The organism is Sphingopyxis sp. GW821-FHT12C06 (assembly GCF_058807415.1).
Map to the genome: position 1 here is coordinate 562,691 of NZ_JBXAQR010000004.1, position 26,162 is coordinate 588,852.

A 26,162-nucleotide genomic window follows, 5' to 3' on the forward strand; every position below is an offset into this window, starting at 1 on the left:
TTGCGTCGCCCCGGTTGCGCGTTTTGCTTCCCCTCTATTCAGATGGTTCGTCGATGCTCGTCGGAGCGCGGCAGCAGGAACGTCGCGAGGCCGAGCAGAGGCAGATAGGCGCAGAGCTTATACACCCAGACGATCCCATAGAGATCCGCAAGCTGGCCGAGCCCGGCCGCGCCGATCCCGCTGATCCCGAACATCAGGCCGAACATCAGCCCGGACACCAGTCCGACGCGGCCCGGGACGAGTTCCTGCGCATAAACGACTAGCGCGGCGAAGGCCGATGACATGATCAGGCCGATCGAGATGGCGAAGATTGCCGTCCAGAACAGATTGGCGTGCGGCAGGATCATCGCAAAGGGCGCGACGCCGAGAAAGGATACCCAGATCACGGCTTTGCGGCCGATGCGATCGCCGACCGGTCCGCCGGCGAAGGTTCCGGCTGCGATCGCGGCGAGGAAGCAGAAGAGATAAAATTGGGACTCGCGTGCGGTCAGCTCGAAACGCTCGATGAGGTAGAAGGTGAAATAGTTGGTGAAGGCGCCGATGTAGATGAATTTTGCGAACATCAGGATGCCGATTGCCGACAGAGCGCGAATGATTTCGCGGCGACTGTGCGGCGAAACCTGGGAGACGGCGGGCGCGCTGGCCTGCGCCCGGCTGTGCCGCACCCGCCAGCGCGTGACGCCGAAGAGCACCCATATCGCTGCAATGGCGACGAAGGCGAGCCAGCCGACCGCAGTCTGCCCGAAGGGCAGGATGATCATCGACGCGACAATAGGGCCGAGGGCCGAGCCGGTGTTGCCGCCGACCTGAAAGGCCGACTGGGCGGTTCCGAAGCGACCGCCCGATGCCATGCGCGCGACACGCGAGGCCTCCGGGTGGAAGGTCGCTGATCCGACGCCAATGACGGCCGAAGCGAGGATTAGCGCCGAATAGCTGTCGGCCATCGCGAGGCCGCCGATGCCAACCAGCGTGACGATCATGCCCAGCGGCAGCAGATAGGGCAGAGGGCGCTTGTCGGTATAAAGACCAACCCATGGCTGGAGCAGCGAAGCCGTGAGTTGGTAGATGAGGGCGATCCAGCCGATCTGGCCGAAGCTCAGATGATATTTCTCCTTGAGCATCGGATATATCGCCGGGAGCACGGCCTGGATCAGGTCGTTCAAAAGATGGGCAAAGGCGACCGCTCCGACGATCTGCACCACAAGCTTCGGCCCATCCTGACGCGGTGCTGCGGGAGGCGCGATGTTGGACGGGAGGGGCAGGTTGGCGGTGGTATCGGTCACAATCGGATCTTTCGGCTTTGGGGAAGTCGGCCTTTAACAAGGGCGTTTCTTTCCCGCTTGCTTGTATGAGCCAATCATTTCTGCAAGTGGGACATGATGGACTTTTATCCCGACGAAAACGATCATGTGGCCCGGCCGATCATCGCGATCGGTCATGAATATCCGGACTCGTTCGAACTGGCCCTGCACCGGCACCGTCGCAGCCAGTTTCTGTACGCGGCGACCGGCGTGATGGCGGTCAGTACGCCGGCAGGCGCGTGGGTTACACCGCCTGAACGTGCGGTCTGGATTCCCGGCGGGACCCCGCATTCGGTGCGCATGGTGGGCGCGGTGCAGACGTGCAGCGTTCTCGTCGAACCCGGGGAATGCCCCGGGCGGGGAACCGAATGTCAGGTCGTCGGCGTGTCGTCGCTGCTTCGCCAATTGCTCGGTGCCGCCGCCCATGTGCCGCCCGAATATGACGTCGCCGGGCGTGACGGGCTGGTTATGCATCTGTTGATGGCGGAAATTGACGTTGCGCCGTTGATCCCGCTGGCGGTTCCCTTCCCGACGCACCCTGCGCTTGCAAGGCGATGCCACGCCTTCCTTGAGCGACCTAACGCTGCCGCGACGATCGACGAATGGGCGGATGCCATGGGGATTAATCGCCGCAGCTTCACGCGGCTCTTTCGGCGCGAGACGGGGATGAGTTTCGCCGAATGGCGCCAGCAGGCCTGCCTGTCGGCCGCCCTTCCGAAACTGGCCGCGGGAGAGCCCGTCACGTCGATTGCCTATGATCTTGGCTATGACGGCCCGGGCAATTTCTCCACCATGTTCAAACGCGTGCTTGGCATTCCGCCGAGCCGCTATCGGTGGCCGTAATTTGTCGAGGTGGCTTTCGCCTTCCGCTCTCATGCGGTGTGCAAGAAAATGGGCGGGTGCTAGTCGCCGCGCTGAAAAGTGATCGCCAATTCTTCGACGTCGAGGTCGCGTTCCAGTTCGTGGAGCACTTCGTCTTCGATTAACCCGGCACGATGGATGCGGATCAATTCTTCGCGTCCCGCGGCGATGGCTTTGAGCAAGATGTCGAAATGCGGGCGCAGATTGTCCATCGCGGCGGCGGCATCTTCCTCATAGCGTTCCATGAAGCGCATCCGCTTGCGATGTTCTTCCAGCATCTGCGGGTGGATGAGCGTCCCGTCGGGGGAATAAGCGAGCTCCTCGATCACCGCCATACGCGCCCGTGCCATCGCCGCTTCGGCTGCTGGCATCGCCATTTTTGCCAGCGGGTCGGTGTCGACCGGCCGGACCCGGCGGATGAGTGCGCCGAGGCTCGATCCCTGCGCAACAACGGTGGCGAAAATCACTGCGAAGGCGCAGATCAGCATCAGATCGCGGCCGGGCATGTCGATGGGCAGGGTCAGCGGAACCGCCAGCGTCACGACGCCGCGCATGCCCGCCCAACCGAGGATCGTGGCCTGTCGCCATCCGAGCGGACGGGCGCGTTTCAGTCCTGCCTTTCGGGCGATTTCGAGGATGGCTTCCGACGCGAAAATCCAGACGAATCGGGCGACGGTGACCGTGAGCACGACCGCAATGATGACCTCGATCCATGAAGTCGGGATCGCCCCGATCCCGCCAACCCGTTCGATGGCGCCGCGCAGCGAAAAGCCGATCAGGATGAAGACGAGCGCTTCAAGGACGAACACTATGATCTGCCACGCCGAATTGGCGCGGAGGCGGACGTCGGCGGACAGGATCACATGCTGATACCAGCCCATGGCGAGCCCGGCGGTGACGGTCGCGATGACCCCCGAAACATGGACGGCTTCGCCGGCGAGATAGGCGGCCCAGCACAGCAGGAGGGTGATGAGCATGACCAGCATCCGGTCGCCAAAGCGTCTCGCGAGAAATATCCAGCCGGCTGCGACCGCGGCGCCGACGATCACGCCGCCGACCGCGACAAAGGCAAAACTCTGGACTGCTTCGCCCGTATGGAAAACACCGCTGAGGGTCGCTGCGACGGCAAAACGAAACAGGATGAGCCCGGTTGCATCGTTGAGCAGGCTTTCGCCCTCCAGCAAGGCTTCGAGCCGGCGGGGCAGGTGCACACCCTTCAATACCGCGCGGGCCGATACGGCATCGGGCGGCGAAACGATTGCGCCGAGCGCGAAGCAGGCCGCCCATGGCAGTTCGGGAATGATCCAGTGGACGACCACTCCGACGACGAGCGTGGTGAAGACCACGGCGCCGACGGCGAGCGACAGGATGCCCGGCAGATGGCGCCGGAAGCGCCCCAGCGCAGTGTAATAGGCGCCGTCCATCAGCAAGGGCGGCAGGAAGAGAACGAGCGCGAGTTCGGGGTCGAGCGAAATCGCGGGTAGCCCCGGGACAAAGGCCAGCGTGCCGCCGCCGACGAGAAGCGCGGTGGCGGGCGGCCAGCGCAGCTTCAGCGCCAACCAGTGGAGTCCGATGACAAGGACCAAGAGTCCCAGAACAAGCTCGAAGGCTTCGACGCCGTGCACAGGCTCAGCGCCGATCCATGGACGTGCCGAACGATGATGTCATGTCGAGGCCCCCATTGTCCCATCATATATGGTTCGACCATATCTGCCGCCGTTTGCCGCGAGGATCAATGCTCTCCGCAGATTCCTGCCGGAAATGTCGAGGGGAAGGAGGAACCTTTATCCCCCGTCCGCTGCGCCCGGCAGCTGCAACGGGGGAAAGGTTGTGTGTGCACGATGAGAACATTAAGTGAACAAATGATCGTCGTCAACCCCTTTCCGTACCGTTACCCGACTCGTCATGTCAGGTTGACGTAAACGTCAATCGACGCCAAGGCGTCGTGAGCAGCGAAGGAGAGAGACAGATGGCCGAGCGACCCAAATTTGATCTGACGGGGCGCGTCGCGCTCGTGACTGGCGCTTCGTCGGGGCTGGGTGCCGGTTTTGCGAAAGCACTCGCTGCATCGGGGGCGAAGGTCGTTCTAGCCGCGCGCCGCGCCGACAAGCTGGCCGAGCAAGTGGCAGAGATCGAAGCCGCCGGCGGGCAGGCGGTCGCGGTCAGCATGGACGTCACTGACGCAGCTTCGACCAAGGCCGCCTATGACGCCGCCGAGGCGGCCTTCGGCACCATCGACACGATCGTCGCCAACGCCGGTGTCGCGACCGAGAAAATGGCGCTGGGCTTGGAGGTCGAAGAGGTCGACAGCCTGCTCGCCGCCAATGTCCGCGGCGTGTTCCTGACGGTGACCGAGGGCGCGAGGCGGCTCGATGTGGCGGGCAGCCGCGAAAAGGAACATGGGCGGATTGTCATCATCGGCTCGATCACCGCCGAGAAGATTTTCCCCGCGACGTCGGTCTATGGCGCGACCAAGGCGGCGGTGCGCCACCTCGGCAAAGCGCTGGCGCGCGAATGGGCGCGGCGCGGGATCAGCGTCAATGTGATCCAGCCGGGCTATTTCGAATCCGAAATGACTGCGGCGCTGTTCGACGGCGAGGCCGGAAGCAAGATGATCGCCGCCTTCCCCCGCCAGCGCATGCGCCCGCCGAGCGATCTCCACGCGCCCTTGCTCTTCCTCTGCTCCGACGCCGCACAGGGTGTCACGGGCAGCGTCATCACCATCGACGACGGCCAGTCGCTGTGACCACGATGCTGCGGGTCGAGGCGCGCGGCGCGGTCGAGATTGCGACGCTCGACCGGCCGGACAGCCTCAACGCGCTGAACGAGGGACTGGTCGACGAGCTCAACGCCTATTTCGGCGGGCTGGCCGATCGTCCCGAGGTTCGCGTCGTCATCCTGCGCGGGGCGGGGCGCGGCTTCTGCGCCGGGCTGGATATTCGCGAGGACCGCGCGAGCGACGAAACTCCGGTGCTCCGCACGCTGCGCACCCAGACACACATCGGCAATATTTATCGCAAGATGCGCGCCTGTCCGCAGCCGATCATCGCGCTTGGCCATGGCGCGGCATGCGGCGGCGGCCTGTCCTTGCTGCTCGCATCCGACGTGCGTTACGGCGCGCCGTCGCTGAAGCTTAATGCGGCCTATATTCGCATCGGTCTTGGCGGTTGCGACATGGCGTCGAGCTATTTCCTGCCGCGTCTGGTCGGCGCGAGCCTTGCCGCCGAGATGATCCTGACGGGGCGCTTCATCGACGCCGAGCGGGCGCTTCGCGCCGGATTGATCAGTGAGATCGTCGACGAGGATGCGCTGCTGGCCCGCGGTCTCGCGCTTGCCGACGAGATGCTCGCGACCAGCCCGCACGGCCTCCGCTTGTCGAAGCAGGCGCTGAACCTCAATATCGACGCACAGAGCCTCGATGCGGCGATGGCGATTGAGGACCGGCAGCAGGTGATCCTGTCGGCGACCGAGGATCATTGGGAGGCACTCACTGCCTTTCTTGAAAAGCGCGCACCCGATTATCGCGAGCGATAGGCGCGTGTGCCTCTTGCCCTCGCGAATATATTGACATAGGGACTGCCAATATCCTCGGGGGAGGAGTGATGGCAGTGCGCTTGTTCAATCGGGGGATGGCCTGGCCGCTTGGCCGCGGGCCCGGGCGCACTGCCATCATCATTTCCGGCGTGCTGCTGCTCACCGTGATGCCGGCACAGGCGCAGCGTGCATCCGCGCCGCCGCCGCGCCCCAATATCGTCATCCTGCTCGCCGACGATTGGGGTTTCAGCGACGTCGGCGCCTTCGGGTCCGAGATCGCGACGCCGAATATCGACGCGCTCGCGCATGCCGGGATGCGCTTTTCGAATTTCCATGTCTCGGGTTCCTGCTCGCCAACGCGTGCTATGTTGCAGACGGGGGTGATGAACCACCGTGCAGGGCTCGGCAATATGCCGGAAACCATTCCCGACGCGCATCGCGGCAAGCCGGGTTACGACACGGTGATGAACCACCGCGTGGTGACGATCGCCGAACTGCTCCGCGCTTCGGGCTATCGCACCTATTTGACCGGGAAATGGCATTTGGGCAGCGACCCGACCCGGCTTCCCGAGGCGCGCGGTTACGACCGCGCCTTCAGCCTCGCCGACGCGGGCGCCGACAATTTCGAACAGCGGCCGATTGAGGGGATGTACGACACCGCCGCCTGGACCGAAAATGGCAAGTCCGCGACGCTGCCCAAGGATTATTACTCGTCGCGCTTCGTCGTGCAGAAGATGATCGATTATATCGACGCGGACCGCAAAAGCGGCAAGCCCTTCTTCGCGTCGATCAATTTCCTGGCGAACCATATCCCGGTGCAGGCGCCCGACAGCGATATCGCGCGCTATGCGGCGATGTATCAGGACGGCTGGACGGCGCTGCGCGACGCGCGGGCGAAACGCGCGGCGGCGCTGGGCATCATGCCCGCGGGCACGCCGATGGTGACGATGCCGACGACGCCCGACTGGAAAAAGCTCGATACCGACGAGCAAGCGGCGGCGGTGCGTGTGATGCAGGCCTATGGTGGCATGGCGACCGCGATGGACCGTGAAGTCGGGCGTCTTGTTGCGCGGCTGAAAGCCAGCGGCGATTATGAGAATACGATTTTCGTCTTCCTGTCGGACAATGGCGCCGAGCCGACCAACCCGTTCCACAGCCTGCGCAACCGGCTGTTCCTCGGCATGGAATATGATCTTGCGACCGCGAACATCGGCCGTCGCGGCAGTTTCAGCGCGATCGGGCCGGGCTGGGCGAGCGCCGCCGTGTCGCCGCTGTCGGGGTATAAGTTCAGCGCCGCCGAGGGCGGGCTGCGCGTTCCGCTGATCATCGCCTGGCCGGGCAGCGCGAAAATCCGCACCGGCGCGATCAGCAGCGGCTTTGCGCATGTCACCGATATCGTGCCAACGTTGATCGAGCTGGCCGGGGTGCCCGGCCATGGCGGCACATGGCAGGGGCGCAGCGTCGAGCCGGTTGCGGGACGGAGCCTCGCGCCGATGTTTGGCGGCGGCGAGGGCAGCGTCCATGGCGACGAACCGCTGGGATATGAGTTGTCGGGCAACGCCGCGCTGTTCCGCGGCGATTACAAGCTGGTGCGTAACCTCGCGCCGACCGGCGACGGGCGGTGGCGGCTCTATGATATCCGGCGCGATCCCAGCGAAACGCAGGATTTGTCGACCGCGATGCCCGATCGTTTCGCGGCGATGCAGGCCGATTATCGGGCCTATGCGAAAGCGAATGGCGTGCTCGACATGCCCGCGGGCTATACCGCCGATGAACAGATCAACGCCTACGCCTTCGAGCGGCAGGGCAAGCCGCGCCTGATCCGGCTGGGCCTGTGGGTTGGTGGGATAGCGGTGCTGTTGGCTGCGCTCGTCTGGGGGCTACGCCGCCGCCGCGCCCGGACGGCGGTGACAAATTCAAACCCTGCATAACGGCGAATATGGGCTGGGAAGCGGACCGGCAGCTTGAAAGATTATGCGAGGCGGAAGCCAAAATGGGCATAGCGGTCATGCCAATATATTCCATCTAACCGGCGTCGGGAGCTGGCGTGGTCCAATCGGACTCGGCAACCATACCGTTTATAGTGACCCGTGGATCGAATGCGTTACCAGGATAGATCTGCATGCCCAAGTGATAGGGTGTGATGTCAAATGGAGCACCGTTGAGGTCAGCCTCGATAACCATTTCGTCACCCGGCTGAAGGACGTATCGATCGGGAATTATCTCGACCATGATCTCCAGCGGTTCCGTTCCTGTGTTATGGAGAACGAGCTTTTGCGATGGATTCACATCCGTTGTTCGATCAGTTGGTTTAATCGCGCTCGCCGGTGCTTGGCCTGTCGGTCGTTGCCAAAGGGGCAGTCGAGGCAATGCCATTCTCCTCATGTAGATTATCGCCGTCGACTACAGTCTGTATCTCGCATCTTATGGCGGCAATCGGGAGGCTGCTTTAGGCGTGAACAGGTCAGCTATCGTCAGCTATCGGTCGCAGGCGGTCATTGCCACCAGATCGACAGCGAACGACCGATAGGGGGTAGAAAGCGGCCGTTCCGCCAATCAATTTGGTAGGACGGCCCGAGGCCTGTTTTCATAGCTTCGCGGTTCATTTTCGACGAACAAGCGGCAGCGGCCGACTAGCGAAAGCGAACCTCTATTCGGCCTGTCTTCTTCGCTCAGAATGCCGGACCGTATCACATATGTAACGGTTGCATAATCATAGTCATGTTCCGCTATCGCGATGCGAGCGTTACGATCGCCCACGCGGTTAGAGAAAACACCGTTCCAGTCCGAGGTTCCCATTCCGTACTTTCGATCGTCACCTCTGGACAATGCGTTTTCGAGCCGATTTCCGGCCTTCAGAAATCCGGTCGAATCCTCCAATACGAACAGCACAGTTCGGCCAACTAGGCCATCCGGCACCCATCGCGCTTCGAGAATTAGAGACTGCGGTTGATCGTTTTTGTCGACCCCCGTGCATTTTGCGCTCTGCGTTTTCTCCCTATATGGAGTCCATTGGGGAGCTGGAAGCGTGTCCAATACGTGATTTGGTACCTCCCTTTTATCTTTTGGATTAGCTTTGCTTGGCGAACACGAAATCAGTGCCAACATAATGCCAAGCATGTTCGAGATATTGGCTCTCATAGCCGTATGCTTTCATAGTTTTCTAACGACGGCAATCGGTCGCTAGCTGCCATTTCCACTTCGTCACCCCGGACTTGATCCGGGGGCCATGACTCCCACGCTGCGGTGGATCCCGGATCAAGTCCGGGGTGACGCGTGAGGCGAGGTCGATTTGCGGTCGTTTCCTGACTCCGCATCGGTCCACGCGGCCCAGGCGGTCAGGCCTCGACTGACAGCGATGCGATCAGCGCCTCGACCATATGCGCCGTCACCGTGCCGGCCTCTTCGGACGACAGGCTCTGATCGTGGCGCAGCGCACGCCAGTTCTGGAACGAAAGCGCGGCGCACAGCGCCTCGGCGGTGATGCGATGGCTCAGCACATGGGCGGGCAGCAGGCGCAGCACCAGCTCGCGCTCGATCGTGATGACTTGGCCATATTGGCCCATCAGGAACGGTGATTGGTAACGCTTGATGTTGGCGGCGAGGCGGAAGGGCAGCATCGTCTCGAACACGCGGACGCGGCGCCGTGCGAGTTCGCGGATATGGGCGCGCCAGTCATCGCCCGAATAGGGGGCGGTGACGATCGGCAGCACGCGCTCGGCGATCGTTGCCGATATCTCGCCGTAGAGCGAATCCATATCGTCGAAATGGCGGAACACGGTGCGCAGGCCGATGCCCGCCTCTTCGGCGACGCGCGCGGCGCTGGGCATCAGGTCGCCGCCCGCGATCAGCTCCATCATCGCCTCGACGATGCGGCGGTGGCTCGACCGGCTGCGTTCGCGCCGACCATCGACCCGCGCGGGGGCCGCCTTGGGCTTGATCGTTTTTTGCTCTCCCATTGTCATATGCCCCCCGCTGGCCCGGTTTTCCGCCGGGGTCAATGGCCACGCCAAAGCCGGTTGCGCGGGCCGGAATATAATGACACATATAGTGCCATAATATTGGCCATGTGGGAATGGGTGGGGCGATGAAAAAGCGGTGGGTGGCGCTAGGCGCGGTGGCTGCGCTGGCCGCGGGCGGATATTGGGGCTTTCAGGCGAATATATTCCGCCTGCCCGGGCTGCTTCAGGACTGGCGTGATCCGGTGCAGGACAATCGGCCGGTGGTGTGGCAGCAGGGGCCGTCGACGGCGCCCGCCAGTCCGCCTGGGGGCAAGCGCCCGCCGAATATCATCCTGATCGTCGCCGACGATCTGGGCTTTAACGACATCAGCCTGAACGGAGGCGGGGTCGCGGGCGGGATCGTCCAGACCCCGAATATCGATGCGCTGGCGCGGCAGGGGCTGAATTTCACCACCGCCTATGCCGCCAATGCGACCTGTTCGCCGTCGCGCGCGGCGATGATGACCGGGCGCTATCCGACGCGCTTCGGTTTCGAATATACCGCGGTGCCGGTCCAGTTCGCCGAAAATATGGCGCATGGCGAGGGGGTGGGGCCGTTGCAGCCGATATTCCACGGCGATCTGATCACTCCCGATATTCCCGACTATCCCGACATGGGCGTCCCGGCGAGCGAGGTGACGATTGCCGAGGCGGTGAAGGCGGCGGGCTATCATACGCTGCACATTGGCAAATGGCATCTTGGCGAAGCAAAGGCGCTGCAACCGCAATCGCAGGGCTTTGACGAGAGCCTCGCGGTGCTCGGCGGCGCGGCGATGTTCATGGCCGAGGATGACCCCGATGTCGTCAATGCGAAGCTGCCATGGGACCGCATCGATCGCTTCATCTGGGCCAATCTGCGCCATGCCGTCACCTTCAACGGCAGCAAGCGCTTTCACCCCGAGGGGCATATGACCGACTATTTCGCCAAGGAGGCGATGACGGCGATCGAGGCGAATCGGAACCGGCCCTTCTTCATGTATCTGGCGTTTAATGCGCCGCACACGCCGTTGCAGGCGACGAACGAAGATTATGACCGGCTGCCGCAGATCAAGGATCACAAGACCCGCGTCTATGGCGCGATGATCGCGCAGCTCGACCGGCGCATCGGCGATGTGATGGCGAAGCTGAAGGCGCTGGGCATCGACGACAATACACTCGTCATCTTCACCAGCGACAATGGCGGCGCCTGGTATAATGGCATCGAGCATCTCAATGCACCGTATCGCGGCTGGAAGGCGACCTTCTTCGAGGGCGGTATTCGCACCCCGCTCTTCATGCGTTGGCCGGCGAAGATTGCGCCCGGCACGCAGCGCGCCGACATGACCGGACATATCGACCTGTTCGCGACCATCGCGGGGGTCACGGGCGCGGCGGTGCCGGGCGACCGTGAAATTGATAGCGAGAATATCCTTGCCGGTCCGGCGAAGCGCGAGGCGCTTTACTGGCGGTCGGGCGATTATCGCGCGGTGCGCGCGGGCGACTGGAAATTGCAGGTGACGAAGCGTCCCGAACAGGCGCGTCTTTATAATCTCGCCGCCGATCCGACCGAAAAACATGATCTCGCGGCGAGCGATCCGCAGCGCGTCGCGCAGATGCGCGCGATGCTGGTGGCGCAGAATAAGGATATGGCGAAGCCGATCTGGCCGGGGCTGATCGAGGCGCCGGTGCGGATCGACGTGCCGCTCAACGCGCCGTGGAAGGATGGGCAGGATTATGTTTACTGGACCAACTGACCGCGAATAGTCGGTAGGGGGCGCCGACCCGAATTTATCGCGTGTGCATATGCAAAACATATGCGGATGGCCGAATTCGCTCTCGAATTGAAATGCCTGCCCCACCTAATTGAGCCCCCTCAAGATTCGCATTCCGCACCGATTGGCGGCGCCGGAATTGCGAATGGGGGACTTATGCACACATATCTGTTTGTACCGATGATCGGCCTCGCGGGCATCGCCGCGGCGCCTGCCTATGCGCAATCCGACGCCAGCACCGAAGACGCGACGCCTGCGATCACCATCAGCGGATCGGCGGCGCTGACCTCCGACTATCGCTTTCGCGGCGTGTCGCAGACCGACGAGAATATGGCGGTTCAGGGCGGGGTGACCCTGACTCACGAAAGCGGCTTTTACGCCGGGGTGTGGGCGTCGAACCTGTCGAGCTGGGGCACGTTCGGCGGCGCCAATATGGAGCTCGACCTGATCGGCGGTTACAAGGCGAAGCTGTCGGACAATGCCACGCTCGATGTCGGACTGACCTGGTACATGTATCCGGGCGGCGCCGACAAAAGCGATTTCGCCGAACCCTATGTCAAGCTGACCGGCACCGCCGGGCCCGCGACGCTGACCGCGGGCGCGGCTTATGCCCCGAAACAGCAGGCGCTCGGCCGCTGGTATAACACGGGTGCCGATGCGGCTCTGGGCGTGTACAATAATCCCGGCGACAAAGAGGATAACCTCTATGTCTGGGGGGATGCTGCGATGACGATCGCGGGAACACCGATCACGGCCAAGGCCCATATCGGGCATAGCTCGGGTCACGACGGGCTCGGCCCCAACGCGACCGCGCTGACGCCCACGGGCAGCTATTGGGACTGGTCGATCGGCGCCGATGCGACGTGGCGCAATCTGACGCTGAACGTCAGCTACGTCGATACCGACATTAGCAAGGCCAAGGCGGCCAGCCTCCAGCCCGGCTTCAGCAAGGGTCAGGATGGGATCGGATCGATCGCCGACGCGGCGGTCGTCGTGTCGCTGACCGCGGCATTCTAGGAAGGAACGAAGATGCAGGATCTGCTCTGGATTTCGATACTGGTCGGGCTGCTGGCGGCAACGCTCGCCTACATCCGCCTGTGCGACAATGCGTGAGGTGACGTCATGACCATCGACCTTTGGCTCGCCGCGCTCACCGCGCTCGGTCTTCTCCTCTACCTCGTGGCGGTGCTGATCCGCCCCGAACGCTTCTAGAAAGGAGCGTCGTCATGACCCTTCAGGGATGGATTCTCATCTTCGCCTTCATCGGCATTTTGCTCTTGCTGACCAAACCGGTCGGCATGTGGCTTTTCGCGCTCTACGAAGGGCGCCGGACCCCGCTTCATGCGCTACTCGGCCCCGTCGAGAGTGGCTTTTACAAGCTCGCTGGGATCGACCCCAATGCCGAGCAAAGCTGGCGCCGTTATGCGGTGCACATGCTGATCTTCAACTTCATGCTGTTGATGTTCACCTATGCCGTGCTGCGGCTTCAGGGCGTGCTTCCCGGCAATCCGCAGGGACTGCCCGGGGTCGGCGAGCATCTGTCGTTCAACACCGCGATCAGCTTTACCGCTAACACCAACTGGCAAAGCTATGGCGGTGAATCGACGATGTCGAACCTCAGTCAGATGCTGGGGCTGACGATCCACAACTTCCTGTCGGCGGCGACGGGCATCGCGCTCGCCTTTGCGCTGTTCCGCGGTTTCGCGCGGAGGTCGGCGGCGACGATCGGCAATTTCTGGGCCGATGCGACGCGCGTGACGCTTTATCTGCTGTTGCCGCTGTGCGTGCTGCTGACGATTTTCTATATCGCCAATGGCGTGCCGCAGACGATGGCGGGCGTGGTCGATATCTCGACACTCGAAGGCGCCAAACAGTCGCTCCTGCTTGGTCCGGTCGCTTCGCAGGAAGCGATCAAGATGCTCGGCACCAATGGCGGCGGCTTTTTTAACGCCAACAGCGCGCATCCGTTCGAAAACCCCAATGCGCTGACCAACCTTGTGCAGATGCTGTCGATTTTCCTGATCGGCTTTGGCCTGACATGGACCTTCGGCAAGGCCGTCGGCAACACGCGGCAAGGCTGGGCGATCCTGTCCGCGATGCTCATCCTGTTCGTCGCCGGTGTTACGATCACCTATTGGCAGGAAGCCGCGGGCAACCCGATCCTGCATCAACTGGGCGTCGCGGGCGGCAATATGGAGGGCAAGGAGGTCCGCTTCGGCATCGCGGCATCGGCGCTCTTCGCTGTCGTCACCACCGCTGCCTCGTGCGGCGGGGTCAATGCGATGCACGACAGCTTCACCGCGCTTGGCGGGATGATCCCGCTGTTCAACATGCAGCTGGGCGAAGTCGTCATCGGTGGCGTCGGCGCGGGCATCTATGGTTTCCTGCTGTTTGCCATCCTCGCGGTGTTCGTCGCCGGGCTGATGGTCGGCCGGACCCCCGAATATGTCGGCAAGAAGATCGAGGCGCGCGAAGTGAAGCTCGCGGTGCTGGCGATCGCCATATTGCCGCTCACCATCCTCGGCCTGACTGCATTGTCGTCGGTGGCCGAGGCGGGGCTGGCCGGGCCGCTCAACAAGGGGCCGCATGGCTTCTCCGAGATTCTCTATGCCTTCACCTCGGCGGTCGCGAACAACGGGTCTGCCTTTGCCGGTCTGACCGCGAACACGCCCTGGTATAATGGCTTGCTCGGGGTGGCGATGTGGCTGGGCCGTTTCTTCATCATCGTGCCGATGCTGGCGATCGCCGGCAGCCTCGCGGCGAAGAAATATACGCCGGAGAGCGCCGGGTCCTTCCCGACCACCGGCGGCCTTTGGGTCGGCCTGTTGGTCGGGATCATCCTGATCCTCGGCGGTCTCACCTTCCTGCCGAGCCTCGCGCTCGGTCCCATCGCCGATCATCTCGCGATGATCCGCGGTCAAACCTTCTAAGCGGGGGGCCAAAATGGCACGCGCAGACACAAAATCGCTCTTCACCGCCGACCTGATCGTTCCGGCGATCGGCGACGCATTTCGCAAACTCAACCCCAAACAGCTGATCCGCAACCCGGTGATGTTCACCACCGCGGTCGTCGCGGTGCTGCTGACCATATTGCTCGTCGTCGGGCAGGATGGCCTCGCGACCGGCTTTAAGCTGCAGCTCGTCATCTGGCTTTGGCTGACGGTGCTGTTCGGCACCTTTGCCGAGGCGATCGCCGAAGGGCGCGGCAAGGCGCAGGCCGCCTCGCTGCGCGCCGCCAAAGCCGAACTGACCGCCAAACGCCTCAGGGGCGGCGATGTCCGGCAGATCGAAAATGTTCCCGCGAGCGCGCTCAAGATCGGTGACATCGTCCTCGTCGAAACCGGCGATCTCATCCCGTCGGACGGTGAAGTCGTCTTTGGCGTGGCGTCGGTCAATGAGGCGGCGATCACCGGCGAAAGCGCGCCGGTGATCCGCGAGGCGGGCGGCGATCGCTCGGCCGTCACCGCGGGCACGCGCGTCATTTCGGACGAGATCCGCGTGCGGGTTACGGTTAATCCGGGGCAGGGATTCCTCGACCGGATGATCGCGCTGGTCGAGGGTGCCGAACGGCAGAAGACGCCGAACGAGATCGCGCTGACCCTGTTGCTCGTCGGCCTGACGATCATCTTCCTGATCGCGGTCGGCACCATTCCGGGCTTCGCCTCCTATGCGGGCGGGGCAATCCCCGTCAGCATCCTCGCGGCGCTGCTCATCACGCTCATCCCGACGACGATCGCGGCTTTGCTGTCGGCGATCGGCATCGCGGGCATGGACCGGCTGGTGCGCTTCAACGTCCTCGCCAAATCGGGCCGTGCGGTCGAGGCCGCGGGCGACATCGACGTGCTGCTGCTCGACAAGACTGGCACGATCACGATCGGCGACCGGCAGGCGAGCGAATTCCGCCCGGTCGGCGGCGTTCAGGTCGGCGAACTGGCCGAAGCGGCGCTGCTCGCGAGCCTCGCCGACGAGACGCCCGAGGGCCGCTCGATCGTCGTTCTGGCGCGCGAACGCTTCCATGTTGCGACCGAGGCGCTGCCGTCGGGTGCCGAAGTCATCCCCTTCACCGCGCAGACGCGCATCTCGGGGGTCAAGATCGGCACGTCGATCATCCAGAAGGGCGCCGTCGATTCGGTGTTCAAGGCCAATCCGGGGGTTGAGGAAACGGCGGCCGCCACCGAGCTGCGCCGTATCACCGACGAGATTGCGCGTGGGGGCGGCACCCCGCTCGCCGTCGCGGTCGACGGCAAGCTGCTCGGCGCGATCTTCCTGAAGGACATCGTCAAGGCGGGCATTCGCGAGCGTTTCGGCGAATTGCGCCAGATGGGCATTCGCACGGTGATGATTACCGGCGACAACCCGCTGACCGCCGCCGCGATCGCCGCCGAAGCCGGGGTCGATGATTTCCTCGCGCAGGCAACGCCTGAGGACAAGCTCGAGCTGATCCGCAAGGAACAGCAGGGCGGGCGGCTCGTCGCGATGTGCGGCGACGGCACCAACGACGCGCCCGCGCTGGCGCAGGCCGACGTCGGGGTCGCGATGAACACCGGGACGCAGGCGGCGCGCGAGGCGGGCAATATGGTCGACCTCGACAGTGATCCGACCAAGTTGATCGAGGTCGTCGGGCTCGGCAAGCAATTGCTGATGACCCGCGGCGCGCTCACCACCTTCTCGGTCGCCAATGACGTCGCCAAATATTTCGCGATCATCCCCGCGATGTTTGTCGTCCTCTATCCGGGTCTCGGCGTGCTCAACGTCATGGGGTTGGGGAGTCCCGAAAGCGCGATCCTGTCGGCGATCATCTTCAATGCCCTCATCATCCCGCTGCTCGTGCCGCTCGCGCTGCGCGGCGTTGCCTACAAGCCGATGGGGGCGGGGCCGCTGCTCGCCCGCAACCTTGCCGTCTATGGGCTGGGGGGCCTGATCGCGCCGTTTATCGGCATCAAACTTATCGACCTGGCCGTTGGCGGCCTTGGTCTCGCCTGAGGGAGCATAGCCATGGGCAACGACTTCACATCCGCTCTGCGACCCGCGATCGTGATGACGATCCTGTTCGCCATCCTGCTTGGCATCGGCTATCCTCTGGCGATGACCGGCATCGGACAGACCCTCTTCCCGGCCCAAGCCAATGGCAGCCTGATCCGCGATTCCAGCGGCAAGGTCATCGGCTCGACTGTCGTGGGGCAGGCCTTCACTTCGGAGCGCTATTTCCAGACCCGGCCGTCGGCCGCGGGCGATGGTTATGACGGGCTCGCCTCGTCGGGCTCGAACCTCGGCCCGACGGCGCAGGCGCTGACCGACCGGGTTAAAGCTGACGTCGAAAAGCGGCAGGCCGAGGGCGTGACCGGGGCGGTTCCGGTCGACCTCGTCACGGCCAGTGGTTCGGGACTCGACCCCGATCTGTCGCCCGCAGCGGCACTGGCGCAGGCGCCGCGCATCGCCAAGATCCGCGGGCTGCCCGAAACCCGCGTCCGCGCGCTCGTCGCGGCCGAGACCAAGGGCCCGATGCTCGGTTTCCTCGGTGAGGATCGCGTCAACGTCCTCGCGCTCAACCAGGCTCTCGATCGCCTCGGGGCCGGCCCGGCTCAGTGAGGGCGGGCGAGAAAGATCGCCCTGACCCAGAAGCCCTCCTGCGGCAGGCGTCGCAGGAGGGCCGGGGACGCTTGAAGATTTTTCTCGGCGCCGCGCCCGGGGTCGGCAAAACATATGAGATGCTGACCGACGGCGCCGCGCGCGCGCGCGCTGGGGTCGATGTGGTGATTGGTGTCGTCGAAACCCACGGCCGCGCCGAGACCGAGGCGCTGGTTCGCGGGCATGAGATCGTCGCGCGCCGCGCGGTTCCCTATGAGGGCCGCACGCTCCACGAAATGGATATCGACGCGGTACTCGAACGCGCGCCGCGCCTCGTCCTCGTCGACGAACTCGCCCACACCAATGCGCCGGGGAGTCGGCATCCCAAGCGCTTTCAGGATGTCGAGGAACTGCTTGCCGCCGGGATCGACGTTTATTCGACTCTCAACATCCAGCATATCGAAAGCCTGAACGACGTCGTGGCGTCCTTCACCCGCGTTCGCGTTCGTGAAACGGTGCCCGATTCCATCCTCGAACAGGCGGACCTTGAGGTCGTCGACATTCCGCCCGACGAGCTGATCGAACGGCTGAAGGCGGGCAAAGTCTATCTGCCGCAGGAAGCGACGCGCGCGCTGTCGCATTTCTTCTCGAAATCGAACCTGTCGGCGCTTCGTGAGCTGGCGCTGCGGCGTGCGGCGCAGGCGGTCGATGCCCAGATGCTCGACCATGTCCGCGCCCTCGGCGTCGGCGGGACATGGGCTGGCGGCGACCGGATCGTCGTCGCGATCAACGAATTGCCCGGCGCCGACGGGCTGGTCCGCGCCGCCAAGCGCAGCGCCGACGCGCTCCATGCACCATGGACCGCCGTCTACATCGAGACGCAGCGCGCCCAGTCGTTCGGGGAGGCCGAGCATCGTAGCCTCGCCGCGGTGATGAACCTCGCGACCCGGCTCGGCGGGGTCGTCGCGACTGTCCCTGCGGCGTCGATCGTCGAGGGGCTCAAAGCGTTTCTGGTTGATGCCCGTGCGACGCAGCTCATCGTTGGCAAGACGCACCGCTCGCGGTTGTTTGAACTGCGTCACGGTTCGGTCGTCGATCGCCTGGTGCGCGAGACGCCGGGGGTGGCGGTGCATGTTCTGCCGCTCGACGTGCCCGCCGATGCGCCCGCACGCTTTCGTCTCCCGCGCGGACCGTGGGGATCACGGCGTGGTTATCTATGGACGACGCTCATGGTCGCGGGGGTCACCGCGGCGGCGAGCGCGCTGTTCCATATTCTCGATCTCGGCAATGTCGCGCTGCTCTATTTGCTGCCGGTGATGGCGGCGGCGACGCTGTTTGGCTTACGCACCGGGCTGTTCGCGGGGCTTGTCTCGAGCCTCGCCTATAATTTCTTCTTCCTGCCGCCGACGGGTACGCTGACGGTCAACAATCCCGAAAATATCATTTCGATCCTCGTCCTGCTCGGCGTTGCGTCGCTGACCAGCCAGCTTACTTCGCGGGTGCGCGCGCAGGCCGACATGGCGGCGGCGAGCGCGCGGACAAACGCGGCGCTTGCGGGCTTCTTGCGCCGTCTGACGCCGCTGAGCGATCCGGTCGAACTCGCGCGCACGATCTGCGAAGATATTGCGCGTCTGTTCGATACGCGGACCGTCGTGCTGGTGCCCAACGGGTCGGGGCTGGTCGTTCAGGCCGCCAGCGGTATGGATTTCCGCCTCGAAACGATGGAGATGGCGGCGGCGCAATGGGCGTATGACAATGCCGCGCCGACCGGCAAAGGGTCGGGGACGCTTGCGGCGTCGGACTGGTATTTCCAGCCGCTGCGCGCGGGCGACAAGGTACAGGGTGTGCTCGGTCTTTCGAAGGATGACGGCGGCGATCCACTGCGCCCCGACCAGTTGCCGCTGCTGACCAGTCTCGTCGATCAGGCCGCGCTAGCGCTCGAACGGCTCCGGCTTGAGGAGGATATGCGCGATGTCGAGGTGGTCCGCACCCGCGACCGGCTGCGCGCCGCCTTGCTCTCGTCGGTCAGCCACGACCTGCGCACGCCGTTGACTGCGGTGATGGCGGCCGCGGCCGAACTCCACCATGGCACGACCCCTGAACTCATCGCGACGATCGAGAGCGAGGCGGCGCGACTCAACCGCTTCGTCGCCAACTTGCTCGACATGGCGCGGGTCGAGGCGGGGGCGCTCAATTTGAAGGTCGAGGCGGTCGACCTGACCGATGCCGTCGCGGGCGCAGCGCATGACGCGCGGCGCTCGCTCGAAGGGCATGCGATCGAGTTGGCCGTCCCGCCCGCGATGCCGCTGGTCAAGGTCGACCAGCAATTGCTGCACCATTGCCTGCTCAACCTGCTCGACAATGCGGGGCGCTATGCCGACCCGGGCACGCCGATTCTGATCGAGGCGGCGCACAGTTTCGGCATGCTCAAGCTCTCGGTGATCGACCAGGGGCCGGGCCTGCCGCCCGGCCGCGAAGCCGAGGTGTTCGAGACATTTCGCCGCTTCGAAGGCTCCGACCGCGCGGTCGGCGGCACCGGGCTTGGCCTTGCGATCGTCAAAGCCTTTTCGGAGGCGATGGGCATGACGGTCGAGGCCGCGAACCGCAGCGACGGCAGCGGCGCGCGCTTCAGCCTGTGTTTCCCTTCGGCCCTCATCGTGCGCAACAATACCCCGGAAAGCGAGTTCTGATGTCCGCCAAAATCCTTGTCGTCGACGACGAGCAATCGATCCGGCGCCTGCTGCGCAACACGCTCGAGCGCGCCGGGCATCAGGTGATCGAGGCCGTTGACGGGCGCAGCGCGCTCGCCATCGCGGCGGCCGAAAGGCCCAATGCGGTGCTGCTCGATCTCGGCCTGCCCGATCGCGACGGGCTCGAACTCGTGCCCTTGCTCAAGAAGGAGGGCGACACCGTCATCCTCGTCGTGTCGGCGCGCGATGCGACCGACCAGAAGGTCGCGGCGCTTGACCTTGGCGCCGCCGACTATGTCACCAAACCCTTCGACGGCGAGGAACTGCTCGCGCGGCTGCGCGTCGCGCTGCGCCATCATGGCGTGTCCGAAAGCGCACCCAAAATCTTCCGCAAGGGCGATCTGGAGGTCGACCTCGACCAGCGCATCGCGCGGCGCGGCGGGACCGAGGCGCATCTGACCCGCAAGGAGCATGATGTGCTGGCGCTGCTCGCCGCCAATGTCGGGCGCGTCGTCACGCACCAGCGCATCCTCGCGGCGGCGTGGACCGGCCCCGAAGAGGCGCCGGTCGAATATCTGCGCATCGTCATCCGCAATTTGCGGCAAAAGATCGAGGCACCCGGGGCCGTCGGCAGCGTCATCGCCAATGAACTCGGCGTCGGCTACCGGCTGCTCGGCGACAGCTGAAGCGGGGGTGTTTGGGCCGAAATGCCCGGACATTATGAGAAGACTATGCCGCGCGCCGGAATCGCTCTCGAAACCCTATACGCAGGGGTCTAATTGGATGGCTACATCAAGGAATGTAGCATGCGAAACTGGCATCAAGACAAACGAACCGACATCGGATTGCGCCTGATGGGCATCGCACTTTGGGGCCTCGCCGGGCTCGCGGTCCGAGAGCTGGTGGCGCTCCATGTGACGCACACCCATGCTGCCCCTGATATGCGGACGCTCGCGCTCGCAGCGGCCGCCTTTCTCTGCGCCAGTCTCGGCGCGATATTGCTCACCCAGGGGCGGCATATTTTCGATCGGGTCGAGGTTGGCGAACGCTGGCGGATCGACGCATTGTCCGGGCTGGACCCGCAAGATCGGCATCCATGATTGCCATTATGGTTTATAGTTTTTAGAAATTTGAACTATATTGGTGAATTGGGGCTGGCCCAATGCGTGCTTGTCAAGGCGCGTGGCGGTTGAACCGATCGGCGGATTTGCGCCAAAAATGAACATTGGCTGCGTCGAAACATGTTCCGTTAAATCCGCAGATATGATAATGTTTTCCTGATGAATCAGGATAGTTTTAGCACGCTCGAATTCCGAAACGCATTGGGCAGTTTTGCGACCGGAGTCACCGTTGTCACGACGGCCTTGGGGCCAGATCGCCCGGTCGGCGTGACCGCAAGCAGTTTCAATTCTGTTTCGCTCGATCCACCGCTGGTTCTGTGGTCGCTCGCCAAATCGTCTCAGTCGTTGACGGCTTTTCGGGATAGCGGGCATTTTGCGATCCATGTTCTGAGTTGCGATCAGGAGCTTTTGTCCAATCGCTTTGCCCGGGCTGGCGAGGACAAGTTTCGCGACGTTCCGTGGGACGCCGGGACCTTGGGGTCGCCGGTGCTGGAGGAATATTCGGCCAAATTCGAATGCAAGACCGTCCATCAATATGAGGGCGGCGACCATATTATTTTCGTCGGCGAAGTTGTGGCGTTCGATCATCGCGATCACGCGCCGTTGCTGTTTCACGCCGGAAAATATGCTGAATCCCGCCCGAAGGTTGCCACCGAAATCCTGTCGGGGGTGGAGTTGGAGCAGGGGCGCTTCACCGAGGATTTTTTTCTCTATCTTTTGTCGCGCTCGCATTTCCAGACGTCGCGGCCGACATGGGAAAAGCTTGCGGAACTCGGGCTCGATCAGGTGGAATATTTCACCATATCGGCGGCGGCGATCAACGGGCCGGTCACGCTCGATTATTTGCAGGCGGCATTGCGACACACCGGTCATGATCCCGATCAGGCCAAGCTCGACGCGATGGTCGAGCGGAATTTGCTGATTGAGCTGGACGGCGCCTATGGGCCGAGCGAGCGCGCGCGCGAGGATTTCCTGGAAATCCTCTCGGTCGCCAAGGCGTATGAGGATGATTTGCTGGAACATTTTTCGGCGAGTGAAATTGCCGAGGGCAAGCGGATCCTCAAGAAAATCATTGAATTGAGCGGTGAGGCAATTCCGCCGCTTTGGCCCCGGGCCCAATAATTTCCGCGTGCCGGTTGGCGTGGCGGTTCGCGCAGCGAGCGGCCGGCACCCCATTCCATGAAAAATGCCCGCCCTGACCGACGTCAGGACGGGCGGTTTCGAGGAGCGAGGAGGCCGCAACGACCCCCTCCAAGATCGATCAGAATTTCATCCCGACGGTGACGCCATAGGTACGCGGATCGGCGAAATAGCCGCCGGCATAACCCAGCGGGCCAAAGTCGATGCCGCGGATCATATCCTTCGCATTGGTCAGGTTCTTGACCCACAGCATGACGCGGGCATCGCCGCCGCCGAGGGGCAGCTTCTCGATCGCCAGCTGGGCGTCGACGAGGTCGCGCGGATCGCTCTTCAACGCCTCGTTGAACGGCGATGACAGAGCGTTGCTGAAATTATAGCGCCCATCTTCATGGGTGTAGCCCACGCGTCCGACGATCATCGTGCCGCCGGACCCAATCGGGAAGCGGGCGTTGAGCGCGATATTGGCGGTCAGCGGTGCCGTATAAGTCGGGCGTACCACCGATGCGATATCGACCGCCGGCGCGCCTGACGTGGGCGATTGGCCCGCGAGGAAGGATTTGGTCTTGATATCGACATAACCGATCGTTCCGTCGATCGAGAAATTGTCGGTGAGTGACGCCTGAAGATCGGCCTCGATGCCGGTGTAGGTGACCTTGCCGGCGTTGCCGATCCGCGAGGCGAAGGTTCCCGGAGGCGCGTCGGTGACCGGAACGATGACCGCCAGATCATCATATTCATTATAATAGCCCGCGATATTGAGGCGGACGCGGCGGTCGAACAATTCGGATTTCACGCCGAGTTCATAGGAGGTCACGGTTTCCGGCTTGAAGCTGGGCAGGGTGGTCGTTCCGGTGATCACCGGATCCTGTGCGTTGAAGCCGCCCGAGCGATATCCGGTCGCCGCGCGCGCATAAACGCTGACTTCGGGGGTGAATTCATAGCGCGCCATCGCGTTCCACGTGAATTTCCGGAAGCTGCCTTCGCCCGATTCGATACGTGCCAGCGGAAGTGCGCCATTTTGCGTGCGTGACATCCGCTTGTTGTCCCAGGTGTAACGGCCGCCGAGGGTCAGGCTGAGTCCGCTATCGCGGCCGGTCGGATAGATGGTCGTCTGCCCGTAGATGGCCTTGGATTCGTTGGTCGCTGTATAGTTCAGTACCGCCGGGGTCACGACCGCGCGATAGCGGGCAGGATTGGCCGCTGCGACATCCGCTCCAAATCGCTGGAGGATGGGGTTCGTGTCGAGGATGAAGGCGCTGGTCTGAGGATTGAGTTCGGACCCTTTTTCCCAGAAGTAGAAGCCGCCGACGACCCAGTCGAGCAGGTCGCTGTCGCCCGACACTTCGAGTTCGGTGCTGAACTGTTTCTGGCGCTTGCGATGGGTGGTGTCGAACAGGTCCTGCGTCGTCGTCGGAACCGCAGCCGCCGCGATGAACGGACGCGCCGCTGCCGGGATTACTGACGTCGGGATGAGCGCCAACTGTGCTTCGGGAATACCGTTGAACAAGGTCGCGTTCGAGAAGGCCGGGCCGCGAATGGTGCCGAGACCATCGAGGTCGTTGCCGGTGTTGATGCTGGTATAGGTGCGATAACCGCCAGTCAGTTTGACGGCAAAAGCCTCGAAATCATTCTTGATCTGAAGATTATGGCCCCAGGACTTGTCGGTCGTCTGTTCGTCCGAGTTCAGGCAAATCTTGTCGCGATAGGTGCGCGTCGGGACACCGAGCGCCGCGCAGCCGGGTTCGAGGAAGGTTGCGGCGGCCAGATATTGGGCGACCGGTGCCTGCTGCGACACGACCACCGGCTTGGCATCGACGATCTGCGGCGGGTTGAAGGTGCCGTTGGCGGTGTGGGTCAGCTGAAATGCTGTCGGGTTGCCGCCGATCTTGCTCCAGTCGAGAATATACTGGATGCTGCCGGTGCCGCCGAGATCGGCCACAAGGGCGGCGCGAAACGCGTCCGACTTGCGCGATCCGGGGTCACGCGATTTCCTGGGTTCCAGAATATTGTCGACCGTCCCGTTGCGCTCGCTGTGGGCGTAGCCGAAGCTGGTTTTCAGGCCGCCGAACAATTCCCCGCTATCGATTGCGATCTTGCCGTTCCAGGCGTTGAAATTGCCATAGCCGGCTTCGGCGCTGACGCGGAATTCGTCGGACGGCTTGCGCGAGACGAAGCTGATCGCGCCGCCCGTGGTGTTGCGCCCGAACAATGTGCCTTGCGGGCCGCGGAGGATTTCGACGCGTTCGAGGTCCATCACGCTCATGCCCGCGGCGCTGGAGCGCGCGACATAGACGCCGTCGATGTAAACGGCGTTGGCCATGTCGAGCCCGAAGGTTTCCTGGGCCCCCGACGGGATGCCGCGGATCGAGATAACCGCCGCGCTATGGTTGGTGGTGGCGGGTGAGATGGTCAGATTGGGTGCGAGGCCCGAGAGGTCGCGGGTGTCGTTGATTTGCAACTGTTCCAGCTTCGCGGCGCCGATGGCGCTGATCGCGATCGGAACATCCTGCAGATTCTGTTCGCGCTTCTGCGCGGTGACGACGATGGTATCGAGGTTGGACGCTTCGGCGTTGCTTTCCTGCGCAAAGGCGGGCGCCGACATCGCGATGGCGCTGGCCCCGATCGCGAGAAATCTGGAAATGCTCCGGTAATGGCCTGACATTCTTCCCTCCCTGAAGTGACGGCTCCTTGCTGGAGCCATTCTTATGTGGAGTGAAGGGATATTCGTATAAAATGTCAATATCAATTACGCAAATCATTAAAGTGGCAATGATTTGACAGTCAAATGCGACATTTTTACACCCCCAATTCCGCATATGGCGGGTGTGGCTCCCGATTTGGCCGACTGACTGGTAGGTGAACGCGGGCCCGCCGCCCGGACAGGCGGGGGCTTTGGGTTCTCTGGTCAAAAGTTATGGAATATTGGATCCCGATCCGCGCCAGTTCAGCGTGGCGATGCATTGCATTCGCCATGACGGCATGGATCAGCCTAGGCTCATCGCCGGAAGGTCAGGCGGCGTCGTCCCAAGGGTCGCGGGTGGTGCCGCGCGAGACGTACAGGCCGTTGACACGCGTTTGATATTGCGCCGCCGCGGCCCGCGGGTTGTAAAATTGCTTGTACCAGATGCGCACCTTGTCGAAGGGGCCGTCGCCGCGGACCATCATCGGATGGATGCACGGGCGCTTGTTGCCCCAGATCTCGAAATCCTGGGCAAAGGCCTGAACCCCGGCGTCGCCATAGGCTTTGGCGATCGCGACATCTTCGTCGGTCGGGACCGCGTTCGGCGATTTGACGAACAGGCCGTACCAGACTTTGACGACGCCATCGTCGACCGGAGTATGCGCGATCAGCATGTGCGAGGGATAGTCGCCGACCATCGCCGACTGGAGGATCCCCGGGCCGGTGTACCAAGTGTCGTTGGTCATGCCTTCGTCGCCGCTGGTCAGCGTGCGGTGCCCGGCCTTCAATATCTGCCGGCAGACATGGCCGTCGAACTCATTTTCAAACAATTCCATGTCCTGGCTGCCATGGACGGGGACCAGATGGCCCTTGTCGGCCATATTGTCGATGATCTCCTGCGGGTGGCTGCCGAGCTCGCCCAGATCTTCGATCGTCCAGTTGATCCAGGTCGGGTCGTCCCATTGCGGGAACTCGGGGAGCGGATAGTCCGCTTCGCCGCCCTCGATGTCGTTCCAGACCCACAGGCAGCCGGCGCGCTCGGTCACCTGCCAGCTTTTCAGGCAGGCCTTCTTGGGTGGCGGCGCGGGCGAGTAGGGAATGTCGTTACAGCGGCCGTCGGGGCCAAAGCGCCACGCGTGATAGGGGCAGCGGATGTTGTCGCCCTCGACCTGGGTGCCGTCGATCACGACATAGGATGTGGTGTTCTTCGCAAGGTGCGTGCCCATGTGCGGGCAATAAGCCTCCATAAGGAAGACGCGGCCGCTCTGTCCGCGATAGAGGACCATATCCTCGCCGAAATAGCGGACCGCCTCGGGCTTCGTCGTCGCATCTTCGGAGCGGCCGATCATGAACCAGCCGCGCGGATAGGTGAATTCGCCGAGGCGATAGTCGTTCGTGGTTGCCATGTGCCATCCTCACCTGCGAATCTTTTCGAAGGCATGGCTATCATGAATCGCAGAAAAATCAAATCACAATGCGCGTATTGTGACATGTTAGCTCACAGTATGGTCAACT

At 63.2% G+C, this 26,162-nt stretch carries 19 protein-coding genes; 14 read left to right on the plus strand and 5 right to left on the minus strand.

The window, feature by feature from the left end:
• Nucleotides 1-38: 38 nt before the first annotated feature.
• Nucleotides 39-1,283, minus strand: a complete 1,245-nt coding sequence (locus AC1RRJ_RS15010) for an MFS transporter (RefSeq protein ID WP_493124049.1) — start codon at nt 1,281-1,283, stop codon at nt 39-41.
• 93 nt (nt 1,284-1,376) lie between these two features.
• On the opposite strand from AC1RRJ_RS15010, the gene AC1RRJ_RS15015 reads away from it, so the two are divergent.
• A complete protein-coding gene (locus AC1RRJ_RS15015; protein ID WP_493124051.1) occupies nt 1,377-2,144 on the plus strand; it encodes an AraC family transcriptional regulator in 768 nt (255 codons plus the stop codon).
• Between the two features lie 59 nt (nt 2,145-2,203).
• On the opposite strand, the gene AC1RRJ_RS15020 is transcribed toward AC1RRJ_RS15015, so the two are convergent.
• The gene (locus AC1RRJ_RS15020; RefSeq protein ID WP_493124053.1) at nt 2,204-3,787 is read right to left on the minus strand and encodes a Na+/H+ antiporter; all 1,584 of its coding nucleotides are present in this window, start codon (nt 3,785-3,787) and stop codon (nt 2,204-2,206) included.
• A 344-nt stretch (nt 3,788-4,131) separates the two neighbouring features.
• Between AC1RRJ_RS15020 and AC1RRJ_RS15025 the strand changes: the two genes are divergently transcribed.
• The 3 genes from AC1RRJ_RS15025 (at nt 4,132) to AC1RRJ_RS15035 (ending at nt 7,627) form a co-directional block, all read left to right on the plus strand.
• Entirely contained in the window at nt 4,132-4,908 is a 777-nt protein-coding gene (locus AC1RRJ_RS15025; protein ID WP_493124055.1) for an SDR family NAD(P)-dependent oxidoreductase, read from the plus strand.
• 5 nt (nt 4,909-4,913) lie between these two features.
• Nucleotides 4,914-5,696 carry an enoyl-CoA hydratase/isomerase family protein gene (locus AC1RRJ_RS15030; protein ID WP_493124155.1) on the plus strand — a complete coding sequence of 261 codons (783 nt, stop codon included), beginning with the start codon at nt 4,914-4,916 and terminating at the stop codon, nt 5,694-5,696.
• A gap of 68 nt (nt 5,697-5,764) precedes the next feature.
• The gene (locus AC1RRJ_RS15035; RefSeq protein WP_493124057.1) at nt 5,765-7,627 is read left to right on the plus strand and encodes an arylsulfatase; all 1,863 of its coding nucleotides are present in this window, start codon (nt 5,765-5,767) and stop codon (nt 7,625-7,627) included.
• A gap of 1,407 nt (nt 7,628-9,034) precedes the next feature.
• Here AC1RRJ_RS15035 and AC1RRJ_RS15040 read toward each other — a convergent pair.
• Nucleotides 9,035-9,661 carry a TetR/AcrR family transcriptional regulator gene (locus tag AC1RRJ_RS15040; RefSeq protein WP_493124059.1) on the minus strand — a complete coding sequence of 209 codons (627 nt, stop codon included), beginning with the start codon at nt 9,659-9,661 and terminating at the stop codon, nt 9,035-9,037.
• Nucleotides 9,662-9,783: 122 nt separating this feature from the next.
• Here AC1RRJ_RS15040 and AC1RRJ_RS15045 point away from each other — a divergent pair, with 122 nt between their 5' ends.
• The 10 genes from AC1RRJ_RS15045 to AC1RRJ_RS15090 all read left to right on the plus strand — a co-directional run bounded on the left by AC1RRJ_RS15045 (nt 9,784) and on the right by AC1RRJ_RS15090 (nt 21,949).
• The gene (locus tag AC1RRJ_RS15045; protein WP_493124061.1) at nt 9,784-11,430 is read left to right on the plus strand and encodes a sulfatase-like hydrolase/transferase; all 1,647 of its coding nucleotides are present in this window, start codon (nt 9,784-9,786) and stop codon (nt 11,428-11,430) included.
• A gap of 174 nt (nt 11,431-11,604) precedes the next feature.
• A complete protein-coding gene (locus tag AC1RRJ_RS15050; protein WP_493124063.1) occupies nt 11,605-12,465 on the plus strand; it encodes a TorF family putative porin in 861 nt (286 codons plus the stop codon).
• Nucleotides 12,466-12,570: 105 nt separating this feature from the next.
• Nucleotides 12,571-12,660: a K(+)-transporting ATPase subunit F gene (gene kdpF / locus AC1RRJ_RS15055; RefSeq protein ID WP_066860912.1), complete on the plus strand. Its 90-nt coding sequence runs from the start codon at nt 12,571-12,573 to the stop codon at nt 12,658-12,660.
• 14 nt (nt 12,661-12,674) lie between these two features.
• Complete coding sequence (gene kdpA, locus AC1RRJ_RS15060) at nt 12,675-14,378, plus strand: potassium-transporting ATPase subunit KdpA (protein WP_493124066.1); 1,704 nt, start codon at nt 12,675-12,677, stop codon at nt 14,376-14,378.
• A 13-nt stretch (nt 14,379-14,391) separates the two neighbouring features.
• Complete coding sequence (kdpB, locus tag AC1RRJ_RS15065; RefSeq protein WP_493124068.1) at nt 14,392-16,431, plus strand: potassium-transporting ATPase subunit KdpB; 2,040 nt, start codon at nt 14,392-14,394, stop codon at nt 16,429-16,431.
• Nucleotides 16,432-16,443: 12 nt separating this feature from the next.
• On the plus strand, nt 16,444-17,037 hold the full coding sequence (kdpC, locus tag AC1RRJ_RS15070) for a potassium-transporting ATPase subunit KdpC (protein ID WP_493124070.1): 594 nt from the start codon (nt 16,444-16,446) through the stop codon (nt 17,035-17,037).
• 71 nt (nt 17,038-17,108) lie between these two features.
• Nucleotides 17,109-19,706: a DUF4118 domain-containing protein gene (locus AC1RRJ_RS15075; protein ID WP_493124072.1), complete on the plus strand. Its 2,598-nt coding sequence runs from the start codon at nt 17,109-17,111 to the stop codon at nt 19,704-19,706.
• Nucleotides 19,706-20,392: a response regulator transcription factor gene (locus tag AC1RRJ_RS15080; protein ID WP_493124074.1), complete on the plus strand. Its 687-nt coding sequence runs from the start codon at nt 19,706-19,708 to the stop codon at nt 20,390-20,392. Before AC1RRJ_RS15075 ends, AC1RRJ_RS15080 begins: the two co-directional genes overlap by 1 nt.
• A gap of 120 nt (nt 20,393-20,512) precedes the next feature.
• Nucleotides 20,513-20,806 (plus strand): hypothetical protein, encoded by a 294-nt coding sequence (locus AC1RRJ_RS15085; protein WP_493124076.1) that lies wholly within the window; start codon nt 20,513-20,515, stop codon nt 20,804-20,806.
• A 180-nt stretch (nt 20,807-20,986) separates the two neighbouring features.
• Nucleotides 20,987-21,949 (plus strand): flavin reductase, encoded by a 963-nt coding sequence (locus AC1RRJ_RS15090; RefSeq protein ID WP_493124078.1) that lies wholly within the window; start codon nt 20,987-20,989, stop codon nt 21,947-21,949.
• 139 nt (nt 21,950-22,088) lie between these two features.
• On the opposite strand, the gene AC1RRJ_RS15095 is transcribed toward AC1RRJ_RS15090, so the two are convergent.
• Both AC1RRJ_RS15095 and AC1RRJ_RS15100 read right to left on the minus strand, forming a co-directional pair.
• Nucleotides 22,089-24,629: a TonB-dependent receptor gene (locus AC1RRJ_RS15095; RefSeq protein WP_493124080.1), complete on the minus strand. Its 2,541-nt coding sequence runs from the start codon at nt 24,627-24,629 to the stop codon at nt 22,089-22,091.
• A gap of 347 nt (nt 24,630-24,976) precedes the next feature.
• Nucleotides 24,977-26,053 carry an aromatic ring-hydroxylating dioxygenase subunit alpha gene (locus tag AC1RRJ_RS15100; protein WP_493124082.1) on the minus strand — a complete coding sequence of 359 codons (1,077 nt, stop codon included), beginning with the start codon at nt 26,051-26,053 and terminating at the stop codon, nt 24,977-24,979.
• Nucleotides 26,054-26,162 lie beyond the last annotated feature (109 nt).